Below are 13,640 nucleotides of genomic sequence, written 5' to 3'. Positions count from 1 at the left end.
ATACGCATATCTTCACCTCAATTTATTGATTCCACTATAAAATGTTCCTTCCATTTTTTGATCCTCTTTACTTATGAACCATTAATTTTGAGAAACGTATATTTAAATTTCTTAACTTTCAAAAAATATAACATACGATTATCATAAATGTAAATATTTATAATAACATGAATATTCGCATTTAATTTTTAGGAACAGAAGAGAGGAGGGAGTATTTGGACAATAAAGAGTAAGGTATCAGAGTAAAAATGACACCGCTTACAAGTTTTAGAACGTACGAACGGTAAGTAATTAGAGTGTAAAAGGTGAATTAGAAGATGTGGGATTGATTAGGGAAGTTCAAAATAACAAATTTCATACATTGTTTGTGTCGTTTTTTAACTTTAATCATTTATCAAATTATGAAGGGGAGTTATTAGTATGAAAAAAACATGGCATGCCTTTTATCCGAAATCGATTCCGTTTGAAGTAGAAATACCCTCTTGTTCCATTTATCATTTTCTGGAACGTGCCACTCAAGATTTCCCTAATCAAACAGCCATCATTGAGGGAGACGAGGCGATCACTTATACAGAATTGAAACAAGCAGTTGATTTCTTTGCTGGTGCCTTACATCGACGTGGATTTAAGAAAGGCGATCGATTGGGTATCATGCTATACAATTGCAAAGAATACATAATCGCTTATTTCGGTGTTCAACGATTGGGAGGTATTGTCGTTCAGTTGAATCCAATGTATCAGCCTCACGAATTAAATTTTATGCTGGATGATTCTGAACCAATGTGGTTGATTTGCGAGAGTAGTCAGATTGAGAAATTAGAACGTACTAGTTATAGCAGTAAGCTTATGATTATTACCATGGATTACGAAACTAAAGAAAACGCCTATTTATACAACTGGATTCAGGAGGAGAACGATACACTTCCACCATTGCAAATCAATAGTAGAGAAGATGTAGCAGTTCTTCAGTATACAGGAGGAACGACTGGTACACCAAAAGGAGTCATGATTACCCATTACAATACGGTAGCCTCCATTTATCACACCTATTTCACAGACGATGGAGCTCTTCAGCGTCCAGGTGAACGTTTTTTTAGTGTTTTCCCAATGTTTCATGGTGCTGGTTTGGTGCTAATGGTGACCACCATTTTCTATGCAGGAGTCTATATTCCTATTAAGCAATTCAAAATCCACGATGCTCTTGATATGATTCGAAAATATCGTCCATCTTTACTTTCAGTGCCACCTACAGTCTTTGTTGCATTGTTAAATCATCCCGATTTTAAGAAAGATGACTTAAAATCTTTGAAAGTATGCAGAACTGGTGCTGCCCCTATTCCGATAGAAGTGCAGCAAGCTTTTGAAAAAAAATCGGGCGTACGTATTTCTGAAATGTATGGATTAACGGAATCTAATGCCATTACCGTTCGTACACTTATGAATGGTGTTAGAAAAGTAGGAAGTGTGGGCATACCCGTCCCGAACTCGGATGTCAAAATCGTGGATCTCGAAACTGGTTTGCAAGAAATGCCAATAGGGGAATCTGGTGAGATTCTTTTAAAGGGTCCCCAAATTATGAAAGGTTACTGGAAAAACCCAGAGGAAACAGCTCGAACTATTCGCAATGGGTGGCTTCATACAGGTGATACAGGCATAGTGGATGAAGATGGATTTTTGTTCGTTGTAGGAAGAAAAAAGGAAATGATAATTGCGGGAGGATATAATATTTATCCTAATGAGATTGATGAGATCCTGTACCAGCATCCAGCCGTTGCTGAAGCCTGTACATTTGGTATCCCAGATGCTTATCGTGGAGAAACGGTCAAAGTAGCCATTGTCGTGAAGGAACATTATTCGCTAACTGAAAAAGAAATCGTTGAATGGTGCAGAGAGCGATTAGCCAGATATAAAGTACCCAAACAGGTAGAATTCAGGGAACAATTGCCGAAATCAGCGGTTGGAAAAATATTGCGTCGTGCGTTAGTAGAGGAGAACCTAGAACAAATGAGACATGCAGATTCCATAACTGGAAAAGGGTAATTATCTATTGTATTTCAACCTATTTTTTAATGGAATGTCAGCAAATTATTATTTTCTGATGGTAGTAGTTATACGTTGAAGTGAATTAGAGTTCTTAAAATATTTAAATAGACATCGGACCAGCCAATCTAACGTTATCAACATGAAAAAGGTGGGAGTAATTTAATGAACCCTCGGCATACATTTTCAAAATTATGAAGGGGTGTTTTACATGCGTTGGATTAGTCTTATGTTATTATTTATAGCTACTCTTATCGTCTATGCAGATCAGATAGTAATTGGTTTTGCAGCTGAACCTCTTATGAAGGAATTTAGTTTAAACGCATCTCAATGGGGAATGGTAGGGAGCAGTTTCTTCATTCTATACATCATCACAAGCTTAATTGGAGGGACATGGTCGGATCGTATTGGAACAACCAGAATGCTTTTCGTTGTCTTAGCCGGTGTGAGTATTATTCAGTTTGGGTCAATAGCTATAGTTGGATTTTCAATGCTTATCACCTATCGAATATTGTTAGGCGCTTTAGAGGGACCGTTTTATCCATCAGGATTAAGTCATATTTCTCAAATATTCCCTGAAAATCTAAGAGGATTAGCGATGTCCGTTATGATTGCTGGAGGGTCTATCGGTGGAGTAGTTTGCGCACCGATTCTCGTCAGTTTGATTGAGAATATCGGTTGGCGATGGACTTTTGTTTCACTTGGTTTTGTCAGTTTGACGGTACTTATGATCTGGGCTTTGGTTAATCGTTATGAGAAGAATAATCAGAAGGATAGGAGAACCCAGGCGCCAAAATTGAAATGGAAAGATATTGCCCCTGTTCTCCGTAATCCAGCCTGTTTTTTAACAATTGCTTTATCAGCTTCTAGCTATTGGCTTATCACATGGATGGCTTTATGGGCTCCTGTATATTTAACGAAGGTTGTAAAATTAGCCCCTATGCAGATGGCATTTGCTATCTCGGGAACAGGTATTGCATCCATCGTATTGGTTTTGTTGATTTCATTTTTTTCTGATTACGTTTTCAAAAAAACGAAGAGTTATAGAAAGGCACGTGTCTGGGTCGCAGGAATAAGCAGTCTCATCGGTGGACTTGCCCTTGCCTCTATTCCGCTGGTAGGGAACTTATTCCTATGGATCGTTGTAGCCTTATGTGTGGCAAAAGGGTTTAACTTTGTTAACATCTCAATGTCCGCTCAAATCATGATTAGATTAATGCCAGAACGAGCCGGTTTCATGACGAGCATTTTGTCTTTGGGTAACAATGTTTCCCAACTAATTGCGCCGCTTGTTACAGGACTATTAGTACAAGCTGCTGGTGCAAATCTTGCACTAGGCTTCCACTATTCGATCTATGTAATGGTTGGATTGTTTGTCACCATTGCTATTTTCACCTTGTTGTTAGTTAAACCTGATAATCTAAAAGAACATGCTACGTCTGAAACGATTGCTATGTAAGATGTTACTTTTTAAATTATATTCACTCTATCTATGAGTCCTTTTATAAGAATTAGCTAATTCTCTTTTTAAATAGAGTTTAATTAGTAAGTAAGGGTATATTAGCAATAATTGAAAATGGAGGGTGATATAAAATTGTAAAGTGGTAGCGAAGTCACTATTCGCTTATTGTATGACGTAATAATTGTACTAGAAGGTAATAGTGGAACATATATATTCCCACATAAGGAAGCGATACCAACCGATAAAATAGGTTTATAGTGAAAGAGTGACTTTGAAAATCGTTAAAATAACGGCTTTTTGAAGTCACTCTTTTTTATGTCATTGGCTACTTTAATATCCTAGATGTGACTTGAAATAGTATACATAAAGTACTCACCTGTCACTATTTTTAAATTCATTTTTTAGATCTTTAATAAATTTGTCTACATAAATGGGGAGATGTTTGTTTTTTAAGTGGATCCAACCAAGTGATATAGACAACGGTACATGATAAACTAAATCGATTGTTACAATTTCTCCAGAATTCAGGTAGGGATTGTTAGATGTTGAATAACTGGGTCCAATACTAATAGCCAACCCTTTAAGAACAGCATTCATTACTACATTAGTATCATTTGAAGTGAAAAATACTTTTAAAGGTCCGTAATTTTTCATGAAATCATCGATGAACCATTTAATATAGTCTCCATTATATAAGACTAGAGTATGTTGAAGTAATTCTTGGGGAGTTATAGATTCATAGAAAACTAAAGGAGAATTTTTATTTACATATATTTTCATTTTACCTTCAAGTAAAGTTTCGCATGTAATCTCATCTCTTTTTTTGATTACATCACCGTAAATTGTGATTAGTCCTATGTCGCTCTTATGATCCACAACATCCTCAATCACGGAAAGTGTAGTATTTTCGATAATATCAATCGTTATGTGAGGGAAATTCTTCTTAAAGGTAGATAGTGGTTCTAATAGTAATTTAAGAAAACCGGAAATAGTTGATATTTTTAATTCTCCTGAAACTGAATCAGTAAGAGTTTTAACTTCATCTTTTAATTCCTGATACTTTATTAATATTTCGTAGGCTTTTTTTATCACTTTCTTTCCTTCATCTGTTGGTGTTACCCCTTGGCGAGAGCGTTGAAAAATTGTAATTCCTAATTCTTTTTCTAGATTTAATATAGCTTGACTTATTCCAGACTGGCTTACATGCAGATTTTGAGAAGCAATCGAAAAAGATCCTGTTTTTGCAACTTCGAATAGATATACTAATTTATCTATGTTCATATTTACCTCCTATCACAAAAACTTATACTTCAATCGAAAAGATTAATTTTATATTACCTTATTTAATTGATAGAATAAACCTAATTAAATCAAAAATTCCGACAATAATTTTCTCGTCAATTATTGTTAAATGGTTTTTGATTTGCGTGAAAAGACAGGAAATACTGTTTCAATAATCTATTTATACACTTATAAGAATCTAGTTAAGTGAATAATAAATAGAACTGTTTTTTCTATCATCCTATTTACGAGGCTGCTGAACGAAATAATTTACCTATCGCATTTCATATATCAAGTGCGACAAGATCTGTATTAGGTCAGAATCCTTACTTTATAGACTGGTATACTACTAGAGTTCGTAATTATCAGAGTATTATGTCTAATATGGTTGTTCATGGATTATTTGAGAAGTTTCCAAAACTAAAAGTATTGATGATTGAAGGTGGATTTTCATGGGTTGTTCCACTTATGTGGAGGCTTGACATGACGTTTCGTGCTTTTCGGAAGGAAGTGACTTGCTAAAAAGATTACCTAGCGAATATATTCGTGAACATTTTAAATTTACAACACAACCGATGGAAGATCCTAATCCAAAGCATATGATACAAATGATTGAAATGTTAGGACCAGAAATGCTTTGCTTCAGATTATCCACATTGGGATTTTGATGATCCATACCGTGCTTTTCCAGCGACTATGTCTAAAGAGTGGAAAAGGCGAATTCTTTATGATAATGCTAGAGAATTTTATGGATTAGAAGATATGGAGGATGATTTGATTTGAAATATACAGTTTGTAAAACAAAAGACATGAAACCAGGTGAAATAAAAGAGATAAAAGTAAAAGGTAGAAGGATTGTATTGTGTTGTACAGGAGAGGCCACATTTTCTGCTGTTAGTGCTATATGTCCTCATCAGGCTGCGAATTTGGTAGATGTCAAACGGTTAGATGGAACGAATGAGTGTTTACCGAATGGAAAAATCGGATTTGTGAAATGTAACGAAATTATAAGATGCCCAAGACATGGTTATGAATGGGATGTAAAAACTGGTAAAGCTCTGTTCCAAACAGATAGATTAAATATAAAATCATATAATTTAGAAGTTGAAGGTGACGATGTTGTTATTTACATGTAGGTCAAAAAAGATAGATTCATACTTGAAATAGTAGAAATTAATAAAAGTATAGAAAAGTGTAGGTGATTCCATGCAGACTTCATATTTCCAAACTTTTTATCGGACTGTCGTGAACTATGGTCCAGGTTCTCGTTCCTTGCTTCCTCTTATGTTAAAGGGGCTTGGTGGTAAACGAGTGGTTCTATTTACAGATAGAGAAGTGGCCCAGTCTGGCATCATAAATCAAATCAAGGAAGTGTTTGAAGGGATTCCAGAAAATACACAGATTGTTGGTGTTTTTGAGGATGTTGAACAGGAAGCATATGCTGAAACTGTCAATCGTTGCGCTGATTTCTTCAAAGCCCACAAAGGAGATTCTTTGCTAGCGCTTGGAGGCACTGGTGTCTTAGATACAGTTAAGGCAGTTAAATGGATGTTGCATAAAGATATACAAGATATACGTGAAGTTGAAAAAGTTAGGGAGCAATGGCCTGATGCCCAATCAATCTCGATACCACATGTAGCTGTCCCTACTTTGGCAGGAACCGGAGCTGAGATAACAGAAGTTACAATGATAATAAATAAAGGGAGTGGGATAAAAACCACTATTTATAATACCTTTATCAATGCTGATGTAGCTATTTTAGACCCTGAACTAACGATGTATCTTTCTTCTGAATCAACTGCTTTTACTGGATTCACTACATTGGTAAATGCAATTGAGGCATATTTTTCACCTAAGGCTAACCCGATGACGGATGCCTACGCACAACAAGCGATTCGATTAATTGTAGATAATATATCAACCGCAGTCCATGATGGATCTAATATGGAGGCAAAGGCAAACATGCAACTCGCCAGTTTAATGGCAAAATATGCTTTCATACCTGCAGCAGATGCTATTCCCGTTCATAATATGGCTCTTGCATTTTGTGGGAAATTTGGAATTAAGCACATGCTCGCTAATGCCGTATTGCTCCCCAATATAATCGAATCTTTGGATACTTTCTATTTAACAAGAATTCAAGGATTTGCTCAGGCACTTGGCATTATGAACCCTTCTCTAGATGATAAGGAATGTTTGAATCAGGTTGTTGCATTTGTTCGAAAGTTACGGAAAGAAATAGCGCTACCTGAAACCTTTATTGGAATTGATGCGAATCCAGATAACATGGAAGATATTGTATTATTTGTTCATAATGAGCCTACGGGTGTTTATTTTGAAATACCGCCTGACGTAGTAACCAAAATAACATCCCAAGTATTTGATTAGCCTTAAACGTTAACTAATACGTCAAAAAGCAACCAAGTCAGATAATAATTTTCTTAAATAGGAAGGAGCACAGACGTATTGATAGAAACGTTACAGAGAGTGATGACTGATATGGAAAACTGGTATATATTAGTGACAATTGTTCTAATGGCATCCATTTTACAAACAAGTACAGGCTTTGGATTTTCTATCATATCGATGCCATTTCTTTTTTAAATTTATCAGCCTCATACGGCTATTCAAATCAATCTTATCCTTTCACTACTTATTTCTATTATCATGATTTTCAAAATTAAACAGTTAAGATACGTCAAACTGAAAAAAGGGATTTTATAATAGGAGTAATTTCAGGACTTTTAACAGTCAGCATAGGTATGCCAGGCCCTCCTTTACTCCTTTATTTCTCAGGAGTAGGTAAGGAAAAAGTAATGATTCGAAATACAACATTAGCTTACTATCTCTGCATTTATTTCGCCAGTATAGTGATACAAGTATTAATTGGCGGCACAAACAAGATGGTACACTATTCATCTTTGGTGTCCCTTCTTCCACTTGTGATTGGAATACTAATCGGACAATGGATATTTACATGGATTAATCAAAGAACGTTTCAAATCATCACCTATATCATTCTTCTCTTCACTGGATGTTACTCACTATTATCTAATTTTTTCTGAGTTTATTTTAAGCTAACAGGTGCAAAAACTGAAGAATAAGGCTGCCATTTTGATAGTTTTATTCATGATCATCGCAGGTAAGCATAATTTAGAACAATACTTACGAAGGGGGTTCGAAAGATTGTCATTCCGAACCTCCTTTTGTCTACAAATTGAAGTATTTTATCCAATTGGTTACTTTTAGTTAAAATAACCTATCGGTAGCAGGATGATTTGAAGAATATAATAAACGATCAAATAGTAGGTATATCATTTGAACAATTTATTTTATAACCATTTGCAGCTGACCAATTTAATAAGCCTGTCCAAAAGTTTTCACAGACAGTAATAATTTGTTTAGGATCAGATAAATATCCTGACATCACCATTTTGCATAGTGCATCAAATCCTTCAGGCTTATCTGTAAAAGCCATAGCTTCAGGCAATACTTGAGCTGAGGTCGTGAAATAACGTTGGTTGTGTAATCCTAAAATCATCGCACCAGTAGTTGCTATTTTTATAGCCAAAGTAGGCAAGAATGTTACAGGGCCTTGAATTTCTATATTTCTCAATTTCCCAATGTATTCGTACATTTCTTCAACTAATGTTTTACAAATCGCTTCTTTAAAAATTGTGTTATCTACAGAGCTTGCTTTTAGTCTTAGCTTTTTAAAAAACTCTTCGGGATCATAAATTGGTAGGATAGTGAAGAATTGTCCGTGAGTAAGTGGCCAATCTTCCTCTACCGTAGTGGCTTCTTCTAAAATATCTTCTTCACTATCAAAGTTTACTTCTGCTTTCCAATCACCTGATGTCCATTCATAGCAATAGTCATCTTCTAAAGAATGTAAAATACATTTAATTTCAATGTCCGAAAATGGACCATCTGTTTTTCTGGCTAAAGAACCATATAGTCCAATGGCTTTAACCTCTGAACCATATTTTTCTAATACTTGATTTGCTATTCTATAAGCAATTTTCATTCTTTCTTCTCTTGTAATTTTTCTAGGACCAATCATATACGCTTCTCCTTTTTTATAAAAATTTTAAATGAGATTATTATATAAACGGTCATGGAGGGCCACGGGCTTAACGAGGAATTTTATCTGGCTTCATTCAAATAATCCACCTTTCTTTATAATATAAAAGTTAGTTTACATATAAAATGGTTTTCTTTTTTGTAATATTACGAGTAAGTGAAAAGCTGTTCTTAAAATTCACTCATTAAGATTATATCGTATAATAAGATATAAAATGAAGTTTTGTAAATGATTTTATGTAATTTTAAGTTAGAATCGTAGTTATTTAACGAGAATTAAATGAATATTGTAATAAGAAATAAACAAAAAGTATAAGTGCATAAATGTAGTTACCGAAGATTAAATTGAGATCATGTAAGGAGTTGAGGACTATGACAGTATTAGGTGGAAAATATATCCCCATTGAAGCAGGAGTAGAATTGTTTGTTCAAGATATCGGAAGTGGTGACCCAATTGTTTTTATTCCAGGTTTTACATTTACGACTGAAGTGTTTTCAAAACAAGTGGATTATTTCTCAAAGACAAACCGTGTAATTGTCATAGATCCGAGAAGTCACGGTCGTTCATCCATTTCACTCTATGGAAATGAGTATGTGACACATGGATCTGATTTGACAAAGATTTTAGTAGAGTTAAATTTGAAAAATATCACATTAGTTGGTTGGTCATTTGGCTGTCTTACAATCTGGGAATATATTAAACAGCAAGGAATGGCAAACATTAAATCTTTGATTTTCGTGGATATGCCGCCAAAGGCATTATCGACTAATCATGAGGAAGATTGGGTAGAGGGATCTCTTAATGATATTGGTTCGGCTTATACTTCTTTTATGCGAAATCCTGAAGGGCAAAGGGAATTCATTTCGAGCTATGCGAGTCAAGTGATGGTTCAGCGAAAGTTGAAAGAAGAGGAATTGAACTGGATTGTTGAGCAATCTTTAAAAACACCATATTACGTTGCTGCAAATTTATTTGCGGCTGGAATGTTTTCTGATTACCGTAAAGAAGCGGTCCTTGCTAGTAAATCAGTATCAACTTTAACAGTTGTAGCAGAACATTGGGCCGAAGTAGCGAGTGCTTATACAAGAAGAATTACTCCTGAATCCACAATTAAAGTCCTTGGAGGCCATATGATGTTTTGGGAGCATAGTGAGAAATTCAATGAAGTAGTAAAGCAATTTTTAAAGAACGTTAATGGAAATAGGACTCATAATCCTAATTAAATATGTACGTTTAATAGAATTTTGTTATCTTTTTTTGGAGATAAGGCCAGGGAAGTACTAACTTACTGGTCTTTTAGATTTGAAGAAGAAAACAATGTTTTCTCTTAATTTAAAATTTTTTTGGGTTTTTATATCACTTTATGATATATTATTTTTAGATATATTAAAAAGTGATATAAAGTTGGTGAGGAAATGAAATCGTTAGAGCATTTAACTGACTCTGTTTTTTTATATTATGGCATCTTTTACAGAGACAAGACATGGGTATGCGGTGATGAACATAGTAGAGGAAATAACCAATGGTGCAGTTGTCATTGGACCAGCATCACTCTATACGATTATTAAAAAGCTGTTAAAAGAAGCTTATATTAAGCTTTATGATGATTAAGATTCATGTAGAAAGGTATGTGTACTGACAGTGAAGGTGAGAGAAGTCCTTCAAATAGATATTGAAAGGCGTAAAACGATGGTCCAGTTTGCAGAAGAAGGCATACGAAAGGGTAGGGAATGATGAAGAAGAAATATAAAGTATCGAATGCTCGCATTTTTTGAACAAAGGGATTTGAATATGTTACATGAAAAAGCATTACAAGGTTGGATGATTAAGTCATTTAAAGGAGGTTATATAAATTTGAAAAAGCAAATCCAGAAGACGTTATATTTAGTATTGATTATCGTGATTTAGCAGAAGAAGGCAAAAAAATATAGTAGACAATAAAGGAGATAATCAAATGAAAAAGATTTTCACACCGTTAAACATGTGTTTATTATTAATTAGTATAGGTATTGTTTTATCATTTTCTTCTTATTCAGAAACGGTCAATTTTATCGGTCTTACGTTTATCATCGCGTTAGTTGTGATATTTATTCATGAGTTAGGACATGTTTTTGGTGGGAAGCTTGCAGGATACAAGTTTTTATATATGACAGTTGGTCCAATCACGATAAAAAAGGACCCAAATTTAAAGGTTGTACCAAATAATACATGGATTACATTTGGTGGAGTTGCTAGTTGTGTACCTACAGAGATCAACTTATCAGATTTGGTAAAACGACATACACTGTTTGTTGCAGGTGGCCCTATTTTAACAGTTATTGCATCCATAATCAGTCTAGCTATTTGGTTTGTGACAGAGAATGATGTAGCCATGATGTTTACGATTTTAAATACATCCATATTCTTTGCAACTGCCATACCATTCCAAGGGACTTTTAAGTCTGATGGCAGTGTTTTTCTTCTATTACAAAAAGGTGGAAAAGAAGTAGAAACCTTTTTAGCGGAGCTTTTATTAATGATAGAAATGATGTCTCCAAAAAGCCCAATATATTGGGAAAAACAACTGATTCTAGAGGCTAAAAACGTAGAAGTTTCAATCGATACAATTATGGCAGCATATTCAATCTTTTATTATCAGTTAGTGACGGCCAATTATGAGAAAGCATCTGAATCGATAGCGTCGTTTAAACAACTTCCAATTACAAAGAAAACGAAACTTCATTTACAGTTAATTACACATATTCGACAAATTGATTCGTTGATTTCCTCAGAGCCCGATATTCAATTCATTAAAGGCTTACATTCACATATGTCTAAAATCGATCCGATTAGCTATAAAAGAAGTGAGGCAATACTTACTTATTTACATGGTGATGTAACGAGTGCAAATCAATTACTTGAAGAAGTGATGAAAGAATGCACGAAAGGAATCGAGCAATACGGGTTTTATGAAGCAGAACGTCAGCTTACTCAAATTGTACAGAAAGCATTGGGAAAAGATATGAAATGTGCTTAATATTGTGAATCTGTATATTCCTGAAGCAATTTTTATAATGTTAATTTCACGGCTACACCATACTTTATGATTTTCAAAAGTGGAAAGGGATTCGAAATGATGTCATTCCGAATCCCTTTTGTAGTGTAGCACTTCGATGAGACCCCTAGATTTTTGGTGAATGTAGACAAAAGCACCTATTTATTAATTAAAATTTATGTAATAGAAAAAATGGTCAGTCCACTCTCCAAATTCAAATATAAATCCTTTTCTAACACATTCAAACTCCATACCAACACTTTTAGCTAAATTAATAGAAGGTGAGTTATCAAGATTAATATGTTTCACTAAATTACTAAACCATTCTTCAGTACAACCACTCATATTAATTCTACCTTTATCGTGTCTATTCTGTGATGGAAATCTATTTTTAAACTCAGTTAGCCAATTGCGATAATTTTCGTTCATAAGTAGGCGTATAATTAATCTCGTTGTTTCTGAACTAATAGTAAATGCTTGTTCCCTCTTTAACAATGTGACATNNCATCTTCCTTTCGTTAGGATTTTACGATAATAATAATAATTTACATGTACAAAGTATCTTTTTTTATTTGGCATAAGACATCACACCTTATCTAATTTGACAGGAATATCATAACACTTTAATTAAAGTCGGAAAATTTAAAATGTTAATTCGGACTATTTGATGGTCTGTCGGCAGTCGCCAACTATCATTGTGGTATATGATAATGTAATTGATTATAAGAGATCGTGTTTTTATGTTCTATTACTACTATTTAATGTATTTAATTAACCATAGTATTTACTTAGATTAGTGGAGTTGACATGAAATGTTCTTATAGTATCCTTTAAAAAATTGACCATATTGGTCAGTTGTATTAAATTGGATATGACCACTGTGGTCAAAAAGGGGGATTAATATGAATGATGCTTTCTTTAATTTGGAAATAGATAAACAGCAAAGAGTAATTAATTCTGCGTTTCAAGAATTTGCAAACTATGGTTACACTGATGCATCTACGAATCGAATAGTAAAAAGGGCAGGAATATCAAAAGGATCATTGTTTTATTATTTTAAGAACAAACAAGACCTTTTAAATTTCTTATTCAAATACGCTATCGACTATTTAATAGAAGATTATGTTGCTAAGATAGATACTTCTATTTCTGATTTTTTTGAAAGATATAAATTACAAAGATCTATTAAGAATAGAATATTTACTGAAAACCCATATGTTTTTTCTTTTATCTCATCTTATTATTATGTTTACAAAAATGAAATGGGGCTTCCATTAGATTTAATAGAACAACTACAACGACTTGAAGATCAGATTAATAATAGCTTATATCAAAACATCGACCTTTCAATGTTTAGAGAGGATATTGAAATTAGTGAGCAATTCAGATACTTTAAATGGTTGATGTATGGATATGAAAAAGAACTTATGATTGAAGTAGGAGACAATAAAATATCTTCTATTGACTGGAACTTCTATCTTGAAAGAGATTATTCTTCTTTAGACAACTTAAGGAGAATGTTTTATAAAAAAGAATATGAAGAGGTGTAAAAGGTGATATTTAAGGATACAGGTAACCCAGAATCAGAAACTATTATTCTATTACATGGTGGAGGCTTATCTTATTGGTCTTTACAGCATCAGATCAGCCACTTTTCTCAAAAATTTCATGTTGTTACACCGATTATTGATGGACACGGTGAGGATGGCAATACAACCTTTATTAGTATAAAAGATTCA

The 13,640-nt window shown here is 33.9% G+C and carries 13 protein-coding genes and 3 pseudogenes; 14 read left to right on the top strand and 2 right to left on the bottom strand.

The window, feature by feature from the left end:
* The first annotated feature begins 420 nt into the window (after positions 1-420).
* Complete coding sequence (locus tag V7014_RS09510) at positions 421-2,040, top strand: long-chain-fatty-acid--CoA ligase (protein WP_335506473.1); 1,620 nt, start codon at positions 421-423, stop codon at positions 2,038-2,040.
* Positions 2,041-2,251: 211 nt separating this feature from the next.
* The gene (locus V7014_RS09505) at positions 2,252-3,499 is read left to right on the top strand and encodes an MFS transporter (protein WP_335506471.1); all 1,248 of its coding nucleotides are present in this window, start codon (positions 2,252-2,254) and stop codon (positions 3,497-3,499) included.
* 375 nt (positions 3,500-3,874) lie between these two features.
* On the opposite strand, the gene V7014_RS09500 is transcribed toward V7014_RS09505, so the two are convergent.
* The gene (locus V7014_RS09500) at positions 3,875-4,783 is read right to left on the bottom strand and encodes a LysR family transcriptional regulator (RefSeq protein WP_335506469.1); all 909 of its coding nucleotides are present in this window, start codon (positions 4,781-4,783) and stop codon (positions 3,875-3,877) included.
* Between the two features lie 243 nt (positions 4,784-5,026).
* On the opposite strand from V7014_RS09500, the gene V7014_RS27235 reads away from it, so the two are divergent.
* From V7014_RS27235 to V7014_RS09475, 6 genes and pseudogenes are all read left to right on the top strand, one after another.
* The gene (locus V7014_RS27235) at positions 5,027-5,305 is read left to right on the top strand and encodes a hypothetical protein (protein WP_438824899.1); all 279 of its coding nucleotides are present in this window, start codon (positions 5,027-5,029) and stop codon (positions 5,303-5,305) included.
* Positions 5,299-5,451 (top strand): hypothetical protein, encoded by a 153-nt coding sequence (locus V7014_RS09495; RefSeq protein WP_335506467.1) that lies wholly within the window; start codon positions 5,299-5,301, stop codon positions 5,449-5,451. The genes V7014_RS27235 and V7014_RS09495 overlap by 7 nt, the downstream gene beginning before the upstream one ends.
* Positions 5,452-5,473: 22 nt before the next feature.
* Positions 5,474-5,566: pseudogene (locus V7014_RS27230) on the top strand (hypothetical protein); the annotation flags it as partial.
* Positions 5,563-5,919 (top strand): Rieske (2Fe-2S) protein, encoded by a 357-nt coding sequence (locus tag V7014_RS09490; protein WP_335506465.1) that lies wholly within the window; start codon positions 5,563-5,565, stop codon positions 5,917-5,919. The pseudogene V7014_RS27230 and the gene V7014_RS09490, both read left to right, overlap by 4 nt.
* A gap of 70 nt (positions 5,920-5,989) precedes the next feature.
* Positions 5,990-7,171, top strand: a complete 1,182-nt coding sequence (locus V7014_RS09485) for an iron-containing alcohol dehydrogenase (protein WP_335506464.1) — start codon at positions 5,990-5,992, stop codon at positions 7,169-7,171.
* 111 nt (positions 7,172-7,282) lie between these two features.
* Positions 7,283-7,848 (top strand): annotated as a pseudogene (locus V7014_RS09475) (sulfite exporter TauE/SafE family protein).
* Positions 7,849-8,081: 233 nt separating this feature from the next.
* On the opposite strand, the gene V7014_RS09470 reads toward V7014_RS09475, so the two are convergent.
* A complete protein-coding gene (locus V7014_RS09470) occupies positions 8,082-8,846 on the bottom strand; it encodes an ANT(4')-I family aminoglycoside nucleotidyltransferase (protein ID WP_335506460.1) in 765 nt (254 codons plus the stop codon).
* A 392-nt stretch (positions 8,847-9,238) separates the two neighbouring features.
* On the opposite strand from V7014_RS09470, the gene V7014_RS09465 reads away from it, so the two are divergent.
* The 6 genes and pseudogenes from V7014_RS09465 to V7014_RS09435 form a co-directional block, all read left to right on the top strand.
* Positions 9,239-10,090, top strand: coding sequence for an alpha/beta fold hydrolase (locus V7014_RS09465; RefSeq protein ID WP_335506458.1), 852 nt, complete (start codon positions 9,239-9,241; stop codon positions 10,088-10,090).
* A gap of 192 nt (positions 10,091-10,282) precedes the next feature.
* A pseudogene (locus V7014_RS09460) lies at positions 10,283-10,601 on the top strand (PadR family transcriptional regulator).
* A gap of 24 nt (positions 10,602-10,625) precedes the next feature.
* A complete protein-coding gene (locus V7014_RS09455; protein WP_335506456.1) occupies positions 10,626-10,775 on the top strand; it encodes a hypothetical protein in 150 nt (49 codons plus the stop codon).
* Positions 10,776-10,821: 46 nt separating this feature from the next.
* Entirely contained in the window at positions 10,822-11,883 is a 1,062-nt protein-coding gene (locus V7014_RS09450) for a site-2 protease family protein (protein ID WP_335506454.1), read from the top strand.
* Positions 11,884-12,803: 920 nt separating this feature from the next.
* Entirely contained in the window at positions 12,804-13,451 is a 648-nt protein-coding gene (locus tag V7014_RS09440) for a TetR/AcrR family transcriptional regulator (protein WP_335506452.1), read from the top strand.
* 3 nt (positions 13,452-13,454) lie between these two features.
* On the top strand, positions 13,455-13,640 hold a 186-nt coding region (locus tag V7014_RS09435; protein WP_438824898.1), incomplete at its 3' end, for an alpha/beta fold hydrolase.

It is taken from the genome of Bacillus sp. JJ722, from assembly GCF_036963345.1.
Taxonomy (GTDB): Bacteria; Bacillota; Bacilli; order Bacillales; family DSM-1321; genus Bacillus_AD.
This window is presented reverse-complemented; position numbering and strand designations above follow the sequence as displayed.

Coding starts and splice junctions, on each gene's coding strand:
- V7014_RS09470 (WP_335506460.1), bottom strand. CDS start 8,846: ATGATTGGTCCTAGAAAAATTACAAGAGAAGAAAGAATGAAAATTGCT.
- V7014_RS09455 (WP_335506456.1), top strand. CDS start 10,626: ATGCTCGCATTTTTTGAACAAAGGGATTTGAATATGTTACATGAAAAA.
- V7014_RS09500 (WP_335506469.1), bottom strand. CDS start 4,783: ATGAACATAGATAAATTAGTATATCTATTCGAAGTTGCAAAAACAGGA.
- V7014_RS09510 (WP_335506473.1), top strand. CDS start 421: ATGAAAAAAACATGGCATGCCTTTTATCCGAAATCGATTCCGTTTGAA.
- V7014_RS09450 (WP_335506454.1), top strand. CDS start 10,822: ATGAAAAAGATTTTCACACCGTTAAACATGTGTTTATTATTAATTAGT.
- V7014_RS09505 (WP_335506471.1), top strand. CDS start 2,252: ATGCGTTGGATTAGTCTTATGTTATTATTTATAGCTACTCTTATCGTC.
- V7014_RS09485 (WP_335506464.1), top strand. CDS start 5,990: ATGCAGACTTCATATTTCCAAACTTTTTATCGGACTGTCGTGAACTAT.
- V7014_RS09465 (WP_335506458.1), top strand. CDS start 9,239: ATGACAGTATTAGGTGGAAAATATATCCCCATTGAAGCAGGAGTAGAA.
- V7014_RS09440 (WP_335506452.1), top strand. CDS start 12,804: ATGAATGATGCTTTCTTTAATTTGGAAATAGATAAACAGCAAAGAGTA.